General features: G+C 44.9%; 21 protein-coding genes and 1 tRNA gene. 5 read left to right on the top strand and 17 right to left on the bottom strand.

The genetic code is table 11. The annotated features are described in order from the left end of the window. Window position 1: 1 nt before the first annotated feature. From FMM05_RS10400 to FMM05_RS10380, 5 genes are all read left to right on the top strand, one after another. Entirely contained in the window at window positions 2-652 is a 651-nt protein-coding gene (locus FMM05_RS10400) for a LolA family protein (RefSeq protein ID WP_185965567.1), read from the top strand. 10 nt (window positions 653-662) lie between these two features. Then, window positions 663-2,144 (top strand): LptF/LptG family permease, encoded by a 1,482-nt coding sequence (locus FMM05_RS10395; RefSeq protein WP_143373314.1) that lies wholly within the window; start codon window positions 663-665, stop codon window positions 2,142-2,144. Then, window positions 2,141-3,283: a 3,4-dihydroxy-2-butanone-4-phosphate synthase gene (gene ribB / locus FMM05_RS10390; RefSeq protein ID WP_143373313.1), complete on the top strand. Its 1,143-nt coding sequence runs from the start codon at window positions 2,141-2,143 to the stop codon at window positions 3,281-3,283. Before FMM05_RS10395 ends, ribB begins: the two co-directional genes overlap by 4 nt. 147 nt (window positions 3,284-3,430) lie before the next feature. Then, window positions 3,431-3,515, top strand: a tRNA-Ser gene (locus tag FMM05_RS10385). Window positions 3,516-3,831: 316 nt separating this feature from the next. Then, window positions 3,832-5,115, top strand: coding sequence for a site-specific integrase (locus FMM05_RS10380; RefSeq protein ID WP_317129566.1), 1,284 nt, complete (start codon window positions 3,832-3,834; stop codon window positions 5,113-5,115). A 328-nt stretch (window positions 5,116-5,443) separates the two neighbouring features. Here FMM05_RS10380 and FMM05_RS10370 read toward each other — a convergent pair whose 3' ends face one another. The 17 genes from FMM05_RS10370 to FMM05_RS10290 form a co-directional block, all read right to left on the bottom strand. Further along, window positions 5,444-5,710, bottom strand: coding sequence for a helix-turn-helix domain-containing protein (locus FMM05_RS10370; RefSeq protein ID WP_143373310.1), 267 nt, complete (start codon window positions 5,708-5,710; stop codon window positions 5,444-5,446). Between the two features lie 25 nt (window positions 5,711-5,735). After that, window positions 5,736-6,032, bottom strand: a complete 297-nt coding sequence (locus tag FMM05_RS10365) for a hypothetical protein (protein WP_143373309.1) — start codon at window positions 6,030-6,032, stop codon at window positions 5,736-5,738. A gap of 15 nt (window positions 6,033-6,047) precedes the next feature. Next, window positions 6,048-7,100, bottom strand: a complete 1,053-nt coding sequence (locus tag FMM05_RS10360; protein ID WP_143373308.1) for a hypothetical protein — start codon at window positions 7,098-7,100, stop codon at window positions 6,048-6,050. A 52-nt stretch (window positions 7,101-7,152) separates the two neighbouring features. Next, window positions 7,153-8,298: a hypothetical protein gene (locus FMM05_RS10355; RefSeq protein ID WP_143373307.1), complete on the bottom strand. Its 1,146-nt coding sequence runs from the start codon at window positions 8,296-8,298 to the stop codon at window positions 7,153-7,155. A 10-nt stretch (window positions 8,299-8,308) separates the two neighbouring features. Beyond that, window positions 8,309-9,142, bottom strand: a complete 834-nt coding sequence (gene traN, locus FMM05_RS10350; RefSeq protein WP_143373306.1) for a conjugative transposon protein TraN — start codon at window positions 9,140-9,142, stop codon at window positions 8,309-8,311. A gap of 21 nt (window positions 9,143-9,163) precedes the next feature. Continuing rightward, window positions 9,164-10,438, bottom strand: coding sequence for a conjugative transposon protein TraM (traM, locus tag FMM05_RS10345; protein ID WP_143373305.1), 1,275 nt, complete (start codon window positions 10,436-10,438; stop codon window positions 9,164-9,166). Then, window positions 10,420-10,926, bottom strand: coding sequence for a hypothetical protein (locus FMM05_RS10340; protein WP_143373304.1), 507 nt, complete (start codon window positions 10,924-10,926; stop codon window positions 10,420-10,422). Before FMM05_RS10340 ends, traM begins: the two co-directional genes overlap by 19 nt. A 10-nt stretch (window positions 10,927-10,936) precedes the next feature. Continuing rightward, the gene (gene traK, locus FMM05_RS10335) at window positions 10,937-11,545 is read right to left on the bottom strand and encodes a conjugative transposon protein TraK (protein WP_235894394.1); all 609 of its coding nucleotides are present in this window, start codon (window positions 11,543-11,545) and stop codon (window positions 10,937-10,939) included. 27 nt (window positions 11,546-11,572) lie between these two features. Continuing rightward, on the bottom strand, window positions 11,573-12,625 hold the full coding sequence (gene traJ / locus FMM05_RS10330) for a conjugative transposon protein TraJ (RefSeq protein WP_235894400.1): 1,053 nt from the start codon (window positions 12,623-12,625) through the stop codon (window positions 11,573-11,575). Window positions 12,626-12,765: 140 nt separating this feature from the next. Continuing rightward, the gene (locus FMM05_RS10325; RefSeq protein WP_143373301.1) at window positions 12,766-13,404 is read right to left on the bottom strand and encodes a TerB family tellurite resistance protein; all 639 of its coding nucleotides are present in this window, start codon (window positions 13,402-13,404) and stop codon (window positions 12,766-12,768) included. Continuing rightward, window positions 13,401-14,054, bottom strand: a complete 654-nt coding sequence (locus tag FMM05_RS10320; RefSeq protein WP_235894393.1) for a hypothetical protein — start codon at window positions 14,052-14,054, stop codon at window positions 13,401-13,403. Before FMM05_RS10320 ends, FMM05_RS10325 begins: the two co-directional genes overlap by 4 nt. Beyond that, window positions 14,051-14,488 (bottom strand): hypothetical protein, encoded by a 438-nt coding sequence (locus tag FMM05_RS10315; RefSeq protein WP_143373300.1) that lies wholly within the window; start codon window positions 14,486-14,488, stop codon window positions 14,051-14,053. Before FMM05_RS10315 ends, FMM05_RS10320 begins: the two co-directional genes overlap by 4 nt. 11 nt (window positions 14,489-14,499) lie before the next feature. Beyond that, window positions 14,500-15,180, bottom strand: a complete 681-nt coding sequence (locus tag FMM05_RS10310) for a conjugal transfer protein TraI (protein WP_143373299.1) — start codon at window positions 15,178-15,180, stop codon at window positions 14,500-14,502. Between the two features lie 7 nt (window positions 15,181-15,187). Then, window positions 15,188-15,574: a hypothetical protein gene (locus FMM05_RS10305; RefSeq protein ID WP_143373298.1), complete on the bottom strand. Its 387-nt coding sequence runs from the start codon at window positions 15,572-15,574 to the stop codon at window positions 15,188-15,190. A gap of 12 nt (window positions 15,575-15,586) precedes the next feature. Next, window positions 15,587-18,055, bottom strand: a complete 2,469-nt coding sequence (locus FMM05_RS10300; RefSeq protein ID WP_143373297.1) for a TraG family conjugative transposon ATPase — start codon at window positions 18,053-18,055, stop codon at window positions 15,587-15,589. Window positions 18,056-18,077: 22 nt separating this feature from the next. Beyond that, entirely contained in the window at window positions 18,078-18,404 is a 327-nt protein-coding gene (locus FMM05_RS10295) for a DUF4133 domain-containing protein (RefSeq protein WP_143373296.1), read from the bottom strand. A gap of 17 nt (window positions 18,405-18,421) precedes the next feature. Then, window positions 18,422-21,164 (bottom strand): helicase-related protein (locus FMM05_RS10290; RefSeq protein WP_185965557.1); only part of this gene is annotated, 2,743 nt, incomplete at its 5' end.

Below are 21,164 nucleotides of genomic sequence, written 5' to 3'. Positions count from 1 at the left end.
CATGCACAAGCTTATCAGGGTAGTATCGCTTTTTATTTTAACTTTTAGCTTATCATTACACGCACAGGATGCCGCAAAAGCAAAAAAACTTCTGGACGAGGTAAGTGGTAAGATCAAAAGCTATAATAATATTTCTATCGATTTTAAATACTCGTTAGGCAACGCCAAAAAAAACCTTAACCAGGAATGTAAAGGCAATGTGGTGCTGCAAGGCAATAAGTATGTACTTAATTTTATGGGTGTTACCCGTATTTTTGACGGTAAAAAAGTATACAACATAGTACCAGAGGATGAAGAGGTTACAATATCTAATTTTGATGATAAAAAGGATGATGGCCTTACCCCATCTAAAATGCTTACTTTTTTTAATTCGGGTTATAAGTATGCGTGGGATATCGTTCAAAATGTAAAAGGCAGAAAAATACAGCTGATAAAGCTTACCCCTACCGACTCTAAAGACAATACTAAAGAAATACTTATAGGTATAGATTCTCAAACAAAACACATTTATAACCTGCTGCAAATAGATAAAGATGGTACAAGAACCACATTTACTATTAATTCTTTTAAAACAAACCAGCCTTTGTCAAAAAATCATTTTACCTTTACCGAAAGTAAATATCCTAATTATTACGTTAATAAATTAGACTAACCCTTTCCCGGTGAAAATCTTAGACCGTTACATCCTTACCTCATTCATCCAGACCTTTGCGTCGGTATTTATTATCCTGTTCTTTATCTTTATATTGCAGGGCATCTGGCTATTTATTGCCGAGCTTGCCGGTAAAGATCTTGATGCATGGCTGGTGCTTAAATTTCTGCTTTTTTATTCGCCCAAAATAGTACCGCTGGTATTGCCACTATCTATCTTGCTGGCATCTATAATGACCTTTGGTAATTTTGCCGAAAACTATGAATTTGCCGCGATGAAATCGTCGGGCATCTCCTTAAACAGGGCAATGCGCAGCCTTATTATATTTATATTTGGGTTAAGCATTGTAGCTTATTTTTTTGCCAACAACGTTATACCAAAGGCCGAATATAAATTCCTTAACCTTCGTAAAAATATCATCCAGCGCAAGCCTGCTATGGCAATTGTAGAGGGCCAATTTAATTCAATTGGTACCTTTAATATTAAAGTAGATAAAAAAAGTGGCGAAAATGGCGAGAAGCTTACTGGTGTTACCATACACAAACGTAAGCCCGGAGCTGTAGATGTTACTATCATCCGTTCTAAAACCGGGTTGCTTAAGAGCAGCGAAAAGTCGAATTTACTTCAGCTTGAACTGTTTGATGGCTATTATTATGAAGATATATCGTCAAACAATCCTGCGGAACGCCAAAAGCAGCCGTTTGCGAAGAGCAGCTTTACAAAGCAGGTAATGAATATAGACCTTACTATGCTTAACTCTAACGACGAAGATGAGGAGCAGATAGCACATACCAATAACATGCTAAACGTTACCGAACTTAACTATACGCTTGATTCGCTGCAATCTACATATAATAAAGAGGCTAAAACCATTGCAGATAATATTGTACAGCGCCCTTACAATACCCTCGCACCTATACCAAAACCCATACGAGCCATTACAGATACGTTAAAAGCTAAAGAAGTTAAGAAAGCTGCCATTGACAGCCTGCCGAAAGATCTTTTAGGTGTGGTTCAGAAAGTTGACAGGGTACGTGTGCTGGAAGTTGCCAATAACAATGTGGTTAGTACTGATTATGTGGTGTCATCGGGCGAAAAAGACCTTTTTGAAAAAGTAAAGAACATAAACAGCCACTGGCTTGCACTTTACGAAAAATTTGTAATTGCGTTTGCCTGTATCCTCATGTTTTTTATAGGTGCGCCACTTGGAGCTATCATCCGTAAAGGAGGATTGGGACTACCTATAGTTTTCGCAGTACTCATATTTATAATATTCCACTTTATAAACACTTTTGGCAGGAAACTGGCGCAAGAAAACGGCATCCCTCCTTTCCTGGGCTCATGGATGTCTACCTTTGTGCTTAGTCCGCTTGCCATATTGTTAACCTACAGGGCCACGAATGATATTGGCCTTATAAATATGGATAACATCCTGATGCCGTTTCAAAAGGCATTTAATAAATTGTTTAAATCAAAAACTAAAGAAGCATGATAATTTCTGCTGAAGAAAAAATACAGCTTAATACTATAGAAGAAGCTATTGAAGATATACGCAACGGTAAAGTAATTATTGTTGTTGATGACGAAGACCGTGAAAATGAAGGCGATTTTATTGCAGCTGCCGAGAAGGTAACGCCGGAGATGATAAATTTTATGGCTACCCACGGCCGCGGCCTTATTTGTGCCCCTATTACAGAGGCACGCGCCGATGAGTTAGACCTGCCTCCTATGGTTACAAAAAATACCGTACTGCACGAAACGCAATTTACAGTAACTATAGATTTGTTAGGTCACGGCTGTACCACTGGTATATCGGTTCACGATAGGGCAAAAACCATCAAAGCTCTTGTAGAAGATACTACTACAGGTAGCGATTTTGGGCGTCCTGGGCATATTTTCCCGCTAAGGGCTAAACAAGGCGGTGTACTGCGCCGTACCGGCCATACAGAGGCTGCTATCGACCTTGCAAGGCTTGCAGGTTTTAAACCGGCGGGTATATTAGTGGAAATACTAAACGAAGACGGCTCTATGGCACGTTTGCCGGAATTGGCTAAAGCTGCTAAGAAATTGGACCTTAAACTTATTTCTATTGAGGCGCTTGTTGCTTACAGAATGCAGCACGACAGTCTTATTAAGAAAAAAGAGGACTTTGAGATACAAACACGCTTTGGCGATTTCAGGTTAAGGGCTTATGAGCAAACCACTAATAAGCAAATTCACGTTGCCTTAACTAAAGGCAGTTGGAATATTGGCGAGCCGGTGCTTACCCGTATAAACACCACACAGATAAATAACGACATTTTAGGCACGCTAACAAGCAATCCGGATACTAAGCTTGAAAGTATGTTTAAACGCATTAATGACGAAGGTAAGGGTGCTATACTGTTTATAAATCAGGAAGTGCAGCCCTCTGAACTTTTAACGCGTATTACAGAGCTAAAAGAATTACAGGCTAACGGTACATCTAAAGCGCCACAGGTAAAGATGGATGTTAAAGATTTTGGTATAGGAGCGCAAATTTTACATGATATTGACATTTGCAACATACGCCTGCTTACAAATTCTGAACAGGCAAAACGCGTTGGGATGACCGGATACGGACTAAATATTGATGAATATGTAAATTTTTAAAAGATTTTATTTTCATTAAGTTTCAGTTAATGAAAAGGTTAAAAAAAGACACTGAAATTTTTACAATTTTTGCTTCAAATCTATTTGCAAAACCGGAAAAGGTTACTATATTTGCAACCGCAATGAAGGAATGATTTGCAGCTTACTGGAGAAATGGCAGAGTGGTCGATTGCGGCAGTCTTGAAAACTGTTGACTGTAACAGGTCCGGGGGTTCGAATCCCTCTTTCTCCGCACATAGGTGAACTTTCCATATTAAATATAGGGAAAGTATCTTTAAAAGCTTGATAAAACCTGCAAATTTTGGATTTGCAGGTTTTTTTCATTTAAGCCTGTACCACCAAAATTTTCAAAAATGCCCAAACTTTTTGTGGCAGATTTGTGGCATTTTTTATTTTTAAAAAAAATGCCACAAAATATCGCATAAGTAGCTGTTTACCAACATGTAAAGCAGCTTAACGACTTGATTTCAAAGCGCTATAGTTCGACATTTAATAACAATTTAAAAAGTTGAATTATGTTATCAAGCAGCATTGGACTAACCTTCTTTTTGAAGACTCCAAACAAGAAGAACAACATTAGGTTCATTTACCTGAGAGTTACAGTAGACGGCCTTCCCAAAGAAACCTCCACCAAACGAAAATGGGATGTGACACGATGGGATCAAAAAACCGAACGCGCTACGGGAAATAAGGAGGATGCGCGCATGCTCAACCTATTCCTGGACGCCATCGAAATGAAATTAAACCAGTACAAATCTGATTTGCTTTACAATGAGCGCTCAGTTACGGCGCAGAAGCTTATGGACTATCTGCTTGGCAAAACTGTGTCAAAGGCAAAAGTACTTGAAGAATTTCAGATACATAATGATGAATTGGCGGCATTGGTTAAAAGGGGCGAGTACGCAGATGGCACGCGCGAACGTTATGTAACTGCAAGAAAGCATGTGCAGGAGTTCATGCAATTCAAATATCATGTGGATGAAATGGAGTTCCGTGACTTAAATTATGAGTTCGTCAAGGATTATGAATTCTACCTTAAGACGGTAAGGAACTGTAGTAATAACACAACCCTTAAGTACATAGCAAACTTTAAAAAGATTGTGCTGAGAGCTATAGACAGGGAAATAATATCGGGCGATCCGTTTAAGAGTTTTAAGGGTAAAAAAACAAAAACCAATAAGAAGCCCTTGACCAGCGAAGAGCTTTACAAATTGGAGCACCATGATTTTTCAACTTCAAGATTAGGAGTAGTTAGGGACGTATTTATATTCCAATGCTATACAGGACTGGCTTACATTGATGCATTTAACCTTAGGCCTGTCGATATAAAAAATGGTATTGATGGAGAGCCGTGGATAATGATAGAACGCCAAAAAACTGGTTCAGAAACCAACGTACCATTATTGCCACAAGCTTCAGAGATCATAGCACGGTATAAAAACCATCCGCTTTGCCTTAAACGTGGCAGCGTCCTGCCTGTAAAATCAAATCAAAGGATGAATGCCTACCTTAAAGAAATAGCGGATTTATGTGGCATTACATCTGAGCTTAATACACATAAAGCAAGGCGAACCTTCGGTAGTACCGTCACCCTTGCTAACAATGTGCCGATACATATCGTTAAAGAGTTGCTTGGGCACCAGTCTGTAAAACAAACAGAGGAATATGCTATTACGGAGCAAAAAAGCATTGCGAAGGAAATGCATGACCTGAAATTGAAACTAAAAACCAAAGATAATTCGAAACCTGAAATATCTATGGAAGCGATAGTCAGGATGCAGCAGGAACTTGATGAAATGAAAAGGAAGCTGACACTTCAGCAAGCCTCATAATTGAATTTTAAAAAATTTAAAGCCTTAAAGAATCCAATCTTTAAGGCTTTACTAATTCTACTTCACTGCGATACCCTGGATGATAAGAGGGCCTGTAAACAATATATCCCATATCCTGTAGTTCCTTAAAATATTTATGATAGGTCGGCAAGGTATTTACGTGAGAAAGCGCCATAATCTTACTTCTGCTTACCTTTATAATCCTATTTTGGCCCTGCCGGTAGCCCAAGTATAGGATAGCAGTTAATAGGGCAAAATGCCACACCGATAACCTTTCATCTTTCTCTAAGGCCGTAAGGTATTTTAATAGTTGTGCCGTAGTCATACCTTATTCGTTAAATAAGTTTAAAAGGTCTTCTTTGTTATAGTAGTACGAGCCCAATATTTTTTTAGAGCGGATTTTTCCGCTTATTCGCAGCGTTTGCAATGTACCGGCGGACATATCAAGCAGTTTGCGGACCACTTTACTTTTTAGCCACTCGGGGTGCAATGACTCGTCTTGCTGCTCATACTTACTTTGTAGCTGTTGGCGGATATCATTCATTAATACCATACCGAATTGCCTTAAATCATCCTTCGTTATCACATTTTCCATTCTTCACATCTTTAGATTGACTTTACTAATCACTATTCATGTCAGGAAAGTATACCCTGCTGCCTTCTTTCCGGTTAAAAGAAGGGACATAACGTATGTATCCATAATCACTCAGGTCATTTATACACCTGTAAAAAGTATTCGGCCATGAAATCTTGGCGATGCTCATAATATCGCGCCCGAATACCTGAATAGGATTGGCGAAGCCTTTATCGAGGCGGTATTTAAGCAACGCAGTATAAACACTGATATGCGTCGTGCCGATACGGCCATCTTTTTCGATAGCGGTAAAAAAGTCCGATAAAGGCTTTGACCTGTCCATTAGAGTACCTATTCATTAAATAACCCTCAACCCTGTTTTTCGGGTCTGGCTTTCTTCCTGCCCTTGGTTTACCTTATTTGCCAGCTTTACCGCTTCTATCGTTTTACCGCCCATAGCTGTAGCAATAGATACTTTGCGCGAATGCTCGTCGTAAATATTGACCGATTTAAACTGCGGGTTCGCTTCGATATAATACCGCTGTTCTTTGCCATCTTTAATGAAACTTACAGACTGGCGACCGCCGCGCTTTAAAATATCCTTTAACTTCTCTTCCTGTATCTGGTCGCCCAGCTCCTTTAACGGCAGTTGTTTTAACTCGCTTTCAAAATCATAACCATAGTTAGAATGGAATTCTTTGATACGGTAGTTTCCCTGCGCATCCTTATCATTCAGGTCGAGCTGCATCCACTTGCCGTCTTTATTTATTGCTCGGCCGGACAAAAGATTATATGCTTCCGTGGTATCGGGAGAACGGACAGAACTAAGGGTAAAGTAGTGCTGCCTGCTTTCATCGGGTTTCGATTCGTTAAACAGCGACGTTTTAAAACCTTCAAAGCGATATTGGCCCGACTGGTCTTTAGAAAAGGAAAGTTGGTGTTCCAGCCTTTCCTTTTCATTTACATAATAAGAAACCGGGATCGAGAACTGCTGTTGCCCTTTGCGTAACTGCTCATCCAACGAATCGGTAATGCCGGTAAAACCGGCACGTTGCACCTGCTCGTGCAACGACCGGCCGTTCTCCTGCACCTGCCTTATTTGTTGATTAATAAATACCTGTTCCCGTAAAGGTTCGACAATCACCCTGCGCAAAAGGCGGAGCAGAAAATTGGGATACAATTGCTTTTCCATCAGGCGGCGTTCGTGTTTTAAAACCTGTAAGGCAAAACGTTCATCGGGATCTTGCGTCCCTTTGTACGTTACCGCTATCCGCTGATAGTCGTGCAGCTTCTCTCTAAGCAGCGCTTTATTCGATGAAAGGTCAAATGAAAACAGCTTACCAAACCGCTCTTCCCTCAAGCGCCATCGGCTCATTTCCATTTCCACCCTGTTTAAAGGTTGGTTATCCATAACACGACATATTAAGTTTTACGTTTATAGCGCGCTTGGCGCAGGTGAATGATCACACTTTCTGACCCCTTGTTTTCTTTGCCTTCTCGGAGGTAGCGCCATCGCCAACGACTTCCGCATCCTTAACCTCCGCTTTATTGGCCTTTTTATTGTCCTGGCTTTCGCCCTGCGATTGGTTTTGAGCTCTTGCCTCGCGGCTGCCTAATCGCTGCATGTCACTGTCGTAGACATTGACCGTTTTGAACTGCGGGTTGGCTTCCACATAATGTTTTTGCTCTTTGCCATCCACCTGGAATGTCACCAGCTGTACGTTTCCTTTCTTTAGGCTGTCCATAAGGCTGTCCTTGAAATCGTCGCGTTGGAGCTCTTTGATGGGATGTTTGGAAAGCGCAGCTTCCATATCATATCCATAATTTTCACTGAATTTCTTGATACGGAAATTACCATTCTCGTCACTATGTTTGAAGTCGAGCTGCACCCAGGAATTATACTTTTCTTCCGCTTTATTTTGCAGTTCTTTGTGCACCGCCCTTCCTTCCATAAGGTTGTAAGCCTCCTTAAAAGTGATGTTACTGCCCCTGTTGATATAGAAGGTTTGTTCCAGCTTTTCTGCACTGCCTTCCTTTTGCAGGCTTGCATTGTAAGAATTAAAAAAATACATGTCGCTTTGCTTCGACTTGCTGAAATTAAGTGTAGCATCTACGGTATCATTACCGAATTTTGCACTGTGGTCGATCTTGAATTCCTTATCGCCAGTAGCGACCTTTTCCTTTAACACATCAGCGAATCCCTCGCCAAATCCTGTGTACTTTATCTGATCGGTCAGATAATCCAAATTTTTCTGGTTCATATCCATGTTATTTTTATGTTTATTAGTTTCTGATTCGATGTGATAGTAGGCTTTTAAGAGTACCGAGAGGTCGATCATGCCATCCTTTACATCAAGCAGATTGCTATCCTCTAATCCCTTTTCCATAGCCCTGTATAGCGGCCAAATGGATTCATATTCAAAAAAGTCCACATCAGTGCGCATCTCGTGGCAATACTCTACCGCGTCGTAGCTGTTATCAAATGCATTGAGTTCCCTTACATCTGTCAGCGGGAAAGCCGGATCGAATGCTATGTAAGCGTAACCTTCGGTATGAAGCTCAGCCAGTCCCTCCAGGACCGTGTTGTAATCTTCAACTGCTATTTTCATGGCGGTGTATTTATAATAATAGCCTTGCCTTAATAAGTTGGCGATTTTTGACGTGCACCTCCAGTTGTCTCCCGCCATTCTTTTCGACGAGCTGTACAGCCAGATACTTTTTATCCGGGATGGTGAATTTGGGCAGGGCAAAGACAATGGTTTGCTGCGATTGTGCTTTTATTGTAGCAGCATTGTTTTCAATATGCACCGGTGTCACTTCAATTTCCTGCGTCGCGGTACGTTTGGCTTTCTGCTGGTCGCGGATAAAAAAACGAAGCTGATCAATATCGTAGCCAATGTTGGTACGGTTTTCAATAGTCACCCTGCAATAGATGATGTCACCACCGATAAAAAATCCATCCACCTTAAATTCTATACCCGCCTTGTTATCACGTATAACTTTCCCTTTGTCTTTTGAATAGCGAGCCGCTTTCGCATATTTCTGTACTTCTGCCACATTGTAATGTTCAGGGGAAAGGGAGATCGTATTACCTGTAGAGCTATTTGGTAAGAAAAGATTAAGCTGCGCCGGTTGCCTGTTATAGTTCACTATAAACGAATTAAGTTTTCCATCGGCGGTTACCACTGTAAGGTTGGTTTCAGGGAAGCTGTCCCTGGCTGCTTTGACCTGCAATATATTTTCCACTCCTTTAGCTTTTTGTGCCAGCACATCCCTGCTGCCACGGTCAACGCTGATGATGGGTTGCGGAAAAATGATGTTCGTTGTTTTGGAATAGGTGATCCCTAACTGGTGTGGGGTAATAGTTTGTGGCTGCGCCTGCTGCGCACTGGCGCTACTGATGCCAATAAATAAGGATAGGCCTATCATTACCATGCTGATTTTCGTTTTCATATGATTTAATTTTTTGAATGATTACTTAGTTAGTTCAATTGTTGCCTGTTTCTGCTTTCCGTCACGAAGCAGCACCTGGTAGCCCGCTTTCACGGTCACTTTGATAAGCTTCACTTTTTTGCTGAATAGTGTCTTGGCGGTTTCCACCCCTGCGCTGGCAGCCTGCGCCTGCCAGGTCGGGTCAAGCGAGGTCAGTCCAATACCCTGTACGCTGCGGTCGGCAGACTGCGCGGCCACATCGCGGGTTATTGCGCCTGGGATATGGATGCCGTCCAAACCGTCCATATCAAATACAGCCAGGTCAACCGGGAATAAAGAGTTGCCGTAACGAAGGTTGGTGATCTCGATACTCAGCCTTTCACCGCTTAGGGAAGCGATACCAAATATGAAGCTGTCTTTAGGTATTAGCACACCACTTACATGGATATCACTTTGCAGGCGCAGCTTCACTATTGAGCCGCTAACAAGGGTTTGGGTTTCGTGCACAACGGCGGGAATCGCATTCTGCGCGGCTTCGGCCGCAGTGCTGTCATCAAGAGAGTAAAAACCGTTCGTGGATGCCTGTACCGCTACGGTGTTATCTAATAATGAAGCTTCCTCGTTGCCCTTACCTGCCGATACGGAAAGGGCCTGTGTCTTTTGAGATTGTGCGTTTTCCTTCAGCCGTTCCTTCACACGCTCGGGGTGTTGTACGTCCAAAACCTTCTCCAGCATGGCGTTGAGTTGCTTTATTTCAGGATCTTCTGTATCGGGTTGGCTCATGGACTGCATCATTTTTTCAAGGCGGTCTACATCAGCAGTGCCGACCGAAGTGCCTGGCCTTGGCGCAGGTGAGTAATCAGATCTTGCCGCAGTTGGAGCTACAGGTTTATTCAGTTCCTTGCCCAGCAATTCCAGTTTGCGGTAGATGTTCTCCGTATTGGGATCGTTAGGCGAACCATTACTGGATAGCGATGTGTTGAGCCCACCAGCACCGTATGGGTTTCCTACTGCCGCCGTACCCTCCATCTTTTTGAAGTTCGGGTCGCTTTTCTCCTGTGCTTTGAGTTTTGTGGAATCCTGCATTGCCATATCGTAATAGCTCATCTTGTCCATCGCCTTATCTTCCTTAAGGTTGGCATCAGGCAGGTTCAGGTTAAAGCCTGCCTTTACGGTGGCCTTAGCATCGGCAGCTTCCATCTTTCCGCCACCAAGGGCCCAGAATATCAGGGTTAGGAATGGCAGCACAAGTACAGGCAGGGCCAGCATGAATTTGCGCTGGCGCTGCATTTTTGGTGTTATTTCTTTGTTTTCCATGATCGTTTATTTTTAAATTGTTGGTAGTAGTTTTCAACCCGGTTGAGGCTGTCCATAAGGCCGGGTCGTTTTTGAATGATGCTGTCGTACACCTTTTTGCCTGACGGATCAGCTGCCAGACTATCGATATACTTTCGGAACCGCAGGATACGGGCATACTCTGAATCCGATAGCGGAGCGCCTGTTTTTTGTGATTCCTCCGCCTGGCCTGTATAGGCTGGCTTACGGATGTTGCTTACATTATTAGAAATGACTGCGCTTGTACCAGTAAAGCCGCTTACCATGAGGTACGTGCTGTAGCCGCCAGTTAGAAGTATAAAGCAGGCAAGTGATAACATCCAATCCCTCTTTGATAATGTGCTCGTGTGCTGTGACATCCACCCAGCCCAGCCCGATTGCAGCTTGTTGTAGAAGGAAGTAAGGTTTTCTGCAATGATGCCTTTTGCAGCGTCAGCAGTATTATTTTTTTTGTTTTTGAATAGTCTCATGAGCGTAGTATTAATGCCTTGAGGTCGTTTTCAGGTCACGGTTCTCAATGGTATTCCAGCGTTCGATCAGAAAGCCGTGCGGGTTATTATCGCTGCGCGATACATTACGCAGCGCACCTTCTGTGATAAGGCTGCGCTGGGTGGTGCTTGTTGGCCGCGTAATACTTTGGGTAGCATAGCACCTGAACCTGTAGGGATATTCGTTGATATCGACCGAAACACTGTCCACCGTTATGGTCTGGTTTACATTCCCTGAGATCAGCCCGGCGTAATAGCCATTTTCCTTCAGGTCGTCATACGCCCGCTTGGCGCTGGCATCAGCCAGGTATAGTGCTTTTACAATGCTTGATGCAATTGCCTTATCATCAGGGTCGAGGGTAAAAAAGAGCTGATGGAACGCCTTAACATGGTCTTTTGCTTCAACCGGTATATTGTCTTTCCTGCCAGAGGCATACGCTTCAAGCGCTTTGCCGTTTGCCAGTATGTACACCTTGGATTGCATCTCGGCTACCAGGCTGAAACTTTTCCAAAGGGCAAAGCAGCAGATCACGCAGCAACTGACCACCACTACAATGCTAAAGGTTTTAAGGTGCCTTACCGTTGTGTCAATATTTTTCATTTTCGTGAACATAATTCCTCCTTTCTTTTAAGAATTGCCTTTTAATTTGCTGCCCATGTGGCTGGCGGAAGCATCCGAACTGTTACCCGATACTTTGTTGTAGATCGCTTTTGCACCATCCATCACTGCCCCGGCAGCCATTTGTGAAGTAGTGCTGGCAGTTTGAACGGTAGATTGTGAAGAAGAATGGAATATCATTGTGGTTTTTTGCTGTAATGCACCTCCACCACCTGCGTGGACGATGTAATTGGCAACGGACGGTACCGTAAAGTATCCGATAATGCCAATGATCATAAAAATGAGGTACGCCACATCGGTCCGGCTAAAAAACGTATCGCCTTGCTGATCGATCTGCGAGAGGTCAAGCTCCAGCATTTTTTCCTGTATCCTGCCAATTATGGCACCGAAGACGTTGGCCACAGGGAGCCATAGGAAGATATTGATGTAGCGTGCAAGCCATGCCGTGAGCGTATGCTGAAAGCCGTCGAAGACCGCCAGCCCAAAGACAAGCGGGCCGAGTATTGCCATGACGATAAGCTGGAAAGTGCGCAGGGTATCGATACAAAGTGCGGCTGCCTGAAAGAGCACCTGTAAAACCTCACTCATCCACTCCTTAACGGAATTGCGGAAGCTGTACGACATTTTTGCCATGGCAAAACGCACATCGTTACCAATACCCTCCACTATACCTTCCCCCTGCGGGTCGGCATCATCATGGGTGTATTTATACCAGCGGTCGCGGTCGCCATCACCATCAGTACCTACATACATTTTCCATGTATCGGTCTCTTGAATGGCCTGCTCTTTCTCAGCCAGCAAACGGGCGATAGCCTCATTGGAACCCTCTACCATCGCCGCCGTCGCGGTAACGGTCGGTTTCATTACACCGTTTATAAGCCCAAGTACGGAAGGGAACATCAAAACACAGAACCCAAGCACAAAGGGACGGAAGAGCGGATAGAAATCGATGGGTTCGGCGCTGGCCAGGTGCCTCCATACCCGTGAGGCGATGTACCACATGGCGGCAAAACCCGCAAGCCCCTGCCCGGTAGATATGAGTTGGCTGCAAAGGGGTATCATCTCATCATAGAGCTGTTCCAGTACTCCGTGCATGCCACCGATCTCCTCCGCCATTGTCTGCGCATGCCCTAAAAAAGGCAATAGCAAGGCTATTGCTGCCGGTAAGGCAGCTTTCTTAAAGTGTATCATAATGCTGGTGTTTATTCGTTTATGCCATGTAGTTTCTTAACTGTCTGCGCATCGTTGTGCTCTTTAGCCCGCCCGAGTGCCAGCACCGAAGTGTTATTATTGAAGCTGCGCAGGAACAATAACTTGTCCTGCATCTCAAAATGGATTCGGTCGATGGCTGCAAGGCGCTCATCGTCGCTCATCCTTGCCTGCCCGGCAGTGACAACCAGCAGTAGTTCATCCAGGTTGCGAAGGCTTTCCTTAAAAAGGTTATCGTAGACACCCGCGATATAACCAATTTCCTCACTGTTAAAAGTATCTCCCTGCCTGAAACGGTCATAGGCCGAGCGGTATTCCCTGACGAGGGTAACCTGGTAGTCGATGATCTCTGCTACCTTGCGGTAGTTCCTTACCGTTGGGCTTACCTGCATGAGCCCATCAAGGAAGGTTTTATGCAGGCTGAAGTTCCCCTGTGAAATGTCTTTGATGGTATTGTAACCGCCGCTTAGTATCTGGTAACCTTTTTTCATATCGGAAAGAATGGCCTTGAACTGCGTGAGCTTTTCGATATTGAGCAGCAGTTGCTGCACTTCCTGTGACTGGGCAGAAGCCCTTTGTATTGGCGCTATTCCAAATAGCACAAGCAATACGATAATAGCTATACTTTTCATGGCTCGTTTGAATTAATGCCTTGCATTGCGCGGCCGGTTAAGGCATCGTTTTTTTCCCGCATTCGTGCTACTGCCATCGCTTTTGCCTCATTGCCAAAACCCTTGCAGAAGCGGTAGTTATCCTGCATTGCCAGGTAAAGGGCATCAATACGTGCCATGCGCTCATCGTCCTTCATCTCTAATTGATTGTCGGTTGTGACCGCGATAAGTTCATCAAGGACAGCTTCGCTGTTGACCAGCATCCTGCCAAAGGCGCGGTTAATATAGTCGAGTTCATCGCCATGAAAGGTATCGCTTGCTGATAGCGAGCTGCGTGTCCTGTTATACTCCTGCACGATCTTTACCTGAAGGGCGATGATATCGGCGACTTTCGCATAATTCCTTACTTCGGGGTTGACCATCTTTAGTGAATTAAAAAACACGCCGTGGAGGTTAAATTCCCCTCCGGTTAAATTACCTATAGTAGAGAGGCCTTCTTTGGCGATTCTGTAGCCCTTTTGGGCATATTCGGAATATACCTTCAGGGCGGCGATCTGTTGCAGCAGGTATTTTTTTTGGGTACTGTTCTGGCTGAACCATTCGCTCCAGGTTTGGCCGTGGGCAACACCTAGTGTCATCACGGCAATACATGTAAACAAAAATGCTTTCATAACTTATGCTTTTTATTGTTTCGATTCCTTAGTTCGTTACCGCCTCCGGTTAAATTTTTGAGCGTATCGCTCAAATGCTGCTTATCGGGTATATCTTCGGCCGCAGGTTCCTTCAGCAGTTGTCGTGATATTTCACCATTATAGGTGCCCCTGTTATAACTTAGGTCTAAAAGCCTGATGCGGAATTGTTCGTCTTTATAGCTGCACGCAACATAACTCGATACATAAGGATTGCCTTGCTGCTCCCATACCGGATAGGAAGACAAACTGAACATATTGGGACTGGCCTGACCTGCAAATTCCTTTTGAACCCGCTCTAAACCGGCCTTAAGGGTATCGGTGAACTCAAATGAGGGAGAATAGAACTGCGTGAGCCCGGTGTATCCTTTATCTTCAAATAGTGTAGAAAGATCATGAGCTGTAAATGCTGACATAACTATTTGCTTTAGGGTAAACCGTATATCTTCTTTATTACCTGGGCTTCATTGGCATCTTTCGAGCGTTGCAGGCTGAGCACTGCGTTCTGGCTGTTGAACCGGTTAAGGTCGCTGTAGTTCTCATCCACACGGTCGGCGGCATCGTTAATTATCTCTAAGCGCTTGGCATCGCTCATCGTTGTGGCGAACGATTCCACTACAAGCGTTATCTGGTCAATATTTTTCATGCTTTCTTCCAGTATGCCACTATAAACCTTTGCCATGTAATCAATTTCCTCACTTGTAAAATGGCTGTCCTGCCTCAGGATGTTCCATGCCCTGTTGTATTCATTGACCAGCCGTATTTGCTTTTGGGTAATATCACGGATGCGCTGGTAGTAACTGATAATGGCTTTCACCTTAGCCAGCTCCTCGTAGTATTTGGCATATTGCTCTTTTTGCTTCTCGGTCCAGTCGGCGATCTCATCCAGCTTCAGCTTTGAGAGCGCGTTCTCTAAGGTCTTTTGCGCATTTTGCAGCCAGATGGTCTTGTTCTGCATTCGCTGTATTTTAAGGTCCATTGCCTTTACAACCCTTTTTACCGCCCCGGTGATCAGGTCGAGCCCCGGTATCTGCGCCTGCGCCTTTTGCGCTGGAATTGCTACCCAAATGCACAAAGCCAGCAGTATTATTTTAAAATTTCGTTTCATGGCTGTACTAAATTTGGTTATAGAAATTGAGTGTTGTGCTTTTCAGGTCGCTACTGTCTTCAAGGTAGGCTACCTTATGCAGGGGATCGAAAATGAGGTAACGGTCGCCACCGATTTCAATGAGGTGCCCGCTGGATTGCCAGCCGTAAGTTGCCATCCAAGTTTCTTCCTTCACCAGGTCATCATACAGATATGACTTTTGATGCACTTTGAATACGCTGCCAAAGCGGCTGATACTTAAAGTGGATACCGTCTCTTCCCGGCAATCCTCTCTAGGGCGGCGTTTGATATACACCTTTTCCAGCGCCGCGAGGCTATCGGCGTGCTGGCGCGAATACGCTTTGGCTATCAGCAGAATACTCCCGATCTTGCTCCATAAACTTTGCTTTTTCATAATCTGTAATTTTTAAGTTTTACTTCTTATTGCTTCAGCCATTGCCATGATGCCCTTTTGGATGTCACCGCCAAATTGAGCCGTATATTCCATCAGCTTTACTTTTTCGGTTTGCTCGGTGGTGTAGGCGATATATTCCTCAAGGCTGACTTCTGTGCGGTAAACCCGCGAGAGCATCCCGCCAAGGCTGATAAAGACCTCCTTGTATTTTTTGGTAGGGTCATTTGCCTTGTTAACCGAAAGCACCAAGGCTTTTTCTTTGTCAGTCAGTCCTAATAATTCCTGTATCTGGTCGAATTTGTTTTGGTACTTCGATTGGTCCAGCAGTATCTTACAGTCGCTGTTATTGATAATGGCCTGCTTAACTACCGGTGAGGAAATAATGTCCTCCACTTCCTGGGTCACGACAATTGCCTCCCCGAAGAATTTCCTTACGGTCTTAAACAAATATTTTATGTATTCCGCGAAGCCCTCCTTCATCAGCGCTTTCCAGGCCTCTTCTATTAGTATCATTTTGCGGATGCCTTTAAGCTTACGCATCTTGTTAATGAAGACCTCCATAATAATGATGGTCACTACCGGGAAAAGGATCGGGTGCTCCTTTATCTCGTCCAGCTCAAAAACAATAAAGCGTTCCTGTAAGAGGTTCAGGTTCTCGGTGGCATTGAGCAGGTAATCAAATTCACCACCCTTGTAATACGGCCTAAGCACATACAGGAAATTATCAATATCAAAATCCTTTTCCTTTACCCGGTCACCGCTCAGGACTTTCGTGTACTTATCCCGCAGGAATTCATAAAAACTGTCAAAACCTGCAAATACACTGGCATTCTTACCCAGATGGTCATAATAGCCGCTGATAGCATTGGACAGCGCGACGTATTCACTACGTTTAAAATTCTCATCATCCTTTTTCCATAAAGCCAAGAGCAGGGTTTTAATGCTTTCCTTCTTTTCAGTATCCAGGCTGTCACCCGCACCAATAAAAAAGGGGTTGAACCGGATGGGGTTCTTTTCGCTGTAGGTAAAATAATAGCCGCCCACCATATCGCACAGACCCTTATAGCTATGCCCTACATCCACCAGTACCACATGCGTCCCTTGCTCGTAATAGCTGCGTACCATATGGTTGGTAAAAAAGGACTTACCGCTGCCCGAAGGCCCTAAGATGAACTTGTTCCGGTTGGTGCAAATGCCCATAGTCATCGGCTCATCACTGATATCCACATGGACGGGCTTGCCGGTCAGGCGGTCGCCCATACGAATGCCCACAGGGCTGAGCGAGGTGCGATAACCCGTTTCTAAATTTAAAAAGCAGGTCGCCTGCTCAGCGAAGGTATCAAAGGTGTCATTCATCGGGAAGTCGGCAGCATTACCGGGGATGCCCGCCCAGAAGATCTGCGGCGCTCCGACGGTTTCCTGTTTGGCAACCGCATCCATTTGGGCCAGCGCCGAAGACACCTTGTTCTTCAGGTCTTTCAGTTCTTCCTTATTATCGGTCCAGACCAGCACATTAAAATGCGCCTTGACCGGCAGGCGTTGCTGCCCGATGGCCTCATTCAGAAAATCATTGGTCGCATCGCGGGCGATCATATTCTCGCGGCTGTAGGCCGAGAGCGATTGTAAACGCAGGCGTTTGCTCTCCAGTTTTTGAATGGTCTTTTGCGCATCCTCTATAAAAATGTACTGGTTATAAATGTGGTTACAAGATAGGAGCTGCCCAAGTGTACTGGCAAAGCCCACGCTAAACTTGGTCTTATCAGTAGAATATTTATCATAGTTGATACGGCTCCCACATAAGGACGGCAAATCCTGCGCGTCGGCCAGTGTGTAAAGCTGGCAATGCTTATCGCCAACCTGCAACCCTTCATCAAAGCTGATGTCATTGATCAGAAAACTGTCGTTTTTCTGCGAGAGGTAGCAATACTGTTCGATCAGCCCAAGCTTACGGCTGTGGCTCCTTAGCTCATTTTCTGTTAAGCGTGTAAGTCTCACAAAGCCGCTGTCCTCCATAATACGCTTGAACTGTCCGGTGCTACCTAAAAAGTCCTGCAAGGGTTGCGGCTTCAGGGTTTCTTCCGGCACGATGCTCCTTTTGAGCAGGCTTGAAAACAGTGAGGTTGCGGTTTTCCTGTTCTCCGGTTTTTTGGTCAGCATGATATAACAGCTGTGCGCCAAGTAAGGGCGCTCGTTAAAAAAACGCTCGCTGCTGCGGCTCAAAAAGCTGATATCGTCCTTTGTGAAATCGGGGCGGTAACTACTGTCCAGGAACCAATCCTGCTTGTGCAGCACGCTATACTTTGGAAGCACTTTAATGGCCTTAACCCATGCCTGGTGGAAGGCTTCGTATTCCTGGTCCGAAAGCGTAAAGATCTCGGGCAGCTCTGCCTTAAAGACGACAGTCACATCGCCCATTTTGCTCAGGATGCAGTCGTGTTCCACATCCATGATCGGTAATAATTCATCCAGCACTTTTTCCATCACACTATTATTTACCTTATTATTATTTCTGTTCCTTACCCGTTATAAAAATGCTCCTGCTGCGCGAGCGAAGTACTTTCGGTACCTGTTTTCGGGCAAGCGCTTTCATTAATCCATGTTCGCCGTATTTGTTGCTCATGCCATATACCTTCATAACCAGCCCGGTTCCGGCTAAAAGAATGATCCCGATGCAGACAAAGGATGGTAGCCCAATTAGATACATCGCAGCAAAAACGATCATAAGGGCTACCACGCCACCGCCTAAGTACCATATGTATTGCGCCTTAAGCCCCTTAAATTCTATGGAGGCGTTTATCCCTTTATTTACCTGATAGACACTATTTGCCATGATTTATAATTTTAGTTTTATAATTGCATCCTGCTTTTGATTCGTTCTGGTTCCTGTTTTTCTGAAACCTCCTCCGCCGTTGGACCACGGGCTGCTGCCTGCGTAGTAGCATTTGGCATTTGAACTATGGTCGCGTCATTTTCAATTACCGCTTCGCCCATGTGTTCCTGCGCCTGCTTGAGCTGGTTTTCCTGTATCTTTATACTGATCTGCCGTTCCAGCCCTGCCAGTTCACTTTTCATCTGCTCCAGTTCTTTTTCCTGTGCAAAAGGCTTTTGCAGCAGCTTTTCCACCTTGGGTATTTCGGTATCGAGCTCGTTTAGTTTCGCTTGATATTTGTCCTTGAGGCTTTCCACACGGTCAATAGCATTAAGAAAATGCCGCGCCGCCAGTTTTGGGTTATCGATATTGGGCAGGCCTTCATTGAAGGTATACCGGATGCCCTCTGCCTCCCTTTGGGCAAAAAAGCTGTTGGAATAGCGGTACTCGTAGCTGCCATTTACTTCATAGGTTTCCTGCTTCCTTTTAATGTACAGGTCAAACCCGTACAAACTACCAATCTTTTGTTCCTGCCCCCCGGCAGGCGGCAGCCAATCCCTGTAGAGGCTTGTGATATGATTGCCGATTACCTCGGCGTCCACCGACTTAAGCCCGGTCAGCTGAATAGGGTTTGCCTTAGCGCTATCATCGGTAAACTGAAGCCTGCTTTTGTAAATTTCGGCATCGCCCCTCAGCTTATCCAATGTGGTAGCGGTGCTATGCCGCTCGTTCTGCATGTTCTCCAACCCGTAGCGGTTACGGCTTACCTCGCGGAAGTGTACCGTTTTCAGGCTCTCCATAACAGCGACCTTCTTTTCCAGCTTGCTTTTTTCAAGCAGCGAAGTGTCCCCTGAAAGGATGGCAATGTATTCGGAGAAGTTCATGCCGCTCTTCTCATCGATAGACCCCTCGTCAATGGTTCGCACATTCAGTTCACAGTTCTTCATCTGCGCAATGAAAGTTTCCTTGTTTTTGAGCAGGTTGAACTTGTAATTGTCGAGTGACTGCTCGGTGGCATAAATGAAGTTCTGTACTTTATTGTCGTAATATTCCTTCGCTACTTTGTTGCCCTGCCTGCCGCCGCGCCCGTTGCGCTGGCCAAGGTCAGAAGGCCGCCACGGGATATCCAGGTGATGCATGGCAACCACGCGCTCCTGCACATTAAGGCCGGTTCCCGCTTTTTCAGTACTGCCCAAAAGAATACGGATCTCACCCCGGTTCATCTTGCGGAACAATTCGGGCTTGCGCCTGTCGGTCCAATCATGGATGTAGGTGATCTGATTAGCCGGAATATTAAAGTCCCGTATCAGTTTTTCCTTCAGGGCATCATACATATTAAAACCCACAGGCTTTGGTGTACCGATATCCGAGAAGACGATCTGCGTTCCCTTATGCTTTGTGCTTTCTTCAAAAATCCGGGCAATGTTCCTGGCCGCTGCATTGACCTTATTATCCGGATGGTCGCCATACCTGCGCTCATCAATAAGCCTAAGGTCTGCCGCCATCTTCTTAGCATAATTGGTAGCGATCAGCATACGCCCCAAGTCTTCTTTTGGAGTCAGCTTCGCACGTCCAATAAATTCTGCATTACCCGTTTTAGCAAAGGCCATTAGGTTTTTGATAAACTCCCGCTGCTGCTCGCTGGGTTTGATATTTACCAGTGTCTCCTGCAATTCAGGCTTGTCAAGGTTTATGTGCTTGGCGGTCTTATAATCGGTGATCTCATTATAGAACATCGCCAGTTCCGGTACCTTGATAAAGTGACGGAAACGCTCTTTGGCTACAATTTCATTAGTTACGCTGAACTCAAAATCTGTCGTTTTTTTAGCGAACACCGCTGCCCAGGCATCAAAGTTTTCGATCTTTTGGCGTGCCAGCTCCCTTGGCCTTTGGTACTTAAAGATCAGGTACATTTCTGTCAGGCTGTTGGAGATGGGTGTGCCCGATAAAAAGGTAACACACAGGTCGGCATCGAATTTCTCCTGTAAGGTCCGAACGGCAAAGAGCATGTTCAGCGCCTTTTGGCTGCCTTCCATATTGCCCAATCCCGCCACGCGGTTATGCCTTGTGGTAAAGGTCAGGTTCTTAAACTTATGGCTCTCATCCACGAACAGGTGGTCAATGCCCATGTCTTTAAAGTTGATGCCCTTGTCTTTCTTTTCCTCAATATCTTTTAACAGCCCTTTTAATTTGCCTTCCAGGTTGTTCTTACGTATTTCAAGCCCTTTTAGCATTTTTTTGGAGATGTCGCCACCCAGATCCTTTAAGGTATCCAGGTCAAGGTCAATGTTTTCCAACTCGCTTTGTAGTATCGACTTTTGTACCTCCGGTGACTGCGGAATCTTGCCGAACTGGTCATGGGTCAGGATGATGCAATCCCAGTTGTTGTTCTTTATTTCGTGCAATAGCCTCACGCGCTCTGAAGGCGTAAAATCATTTTGGCCCGGAGCCAGTATTTTTGCCGCCGGATATGCCTTGCGGTAGGTTTCGGCAATTTGGTCTACGTTCGCCTTTAAGGCAATGATCATCGGCTTATGGATGGTTTTCAGCCTTTTCATCTCTTGGGCAGCAACGATCATGGTGAGCGTTTTCCCAAGGCCTACCTCGTGGTCAACCAGCGCCCCACGGTTCTGGATGATTCGCCAGGCTGCATTCTTTTGGGAGCTGTACAGGTCATCAATACCGAGGGCTTTTTTGTCGAGCCCCGGAAAGTTCAGGTGG

The organism is Flavobacterium zepuense, from assembly GCF_007097145.1.
Taxonomy (GTDB): domain Bacteria; phylum Bacteroidota; class Bacteroidia; order Flavobacteriales; family Flavobacteriaceae; genus Flavobacterium; species Flavobacterium zepuense.
Note: the sequence above shows the minus strand (reverse complement) of the source record. Positions and strands in the feature narration are given on the sequence as shown.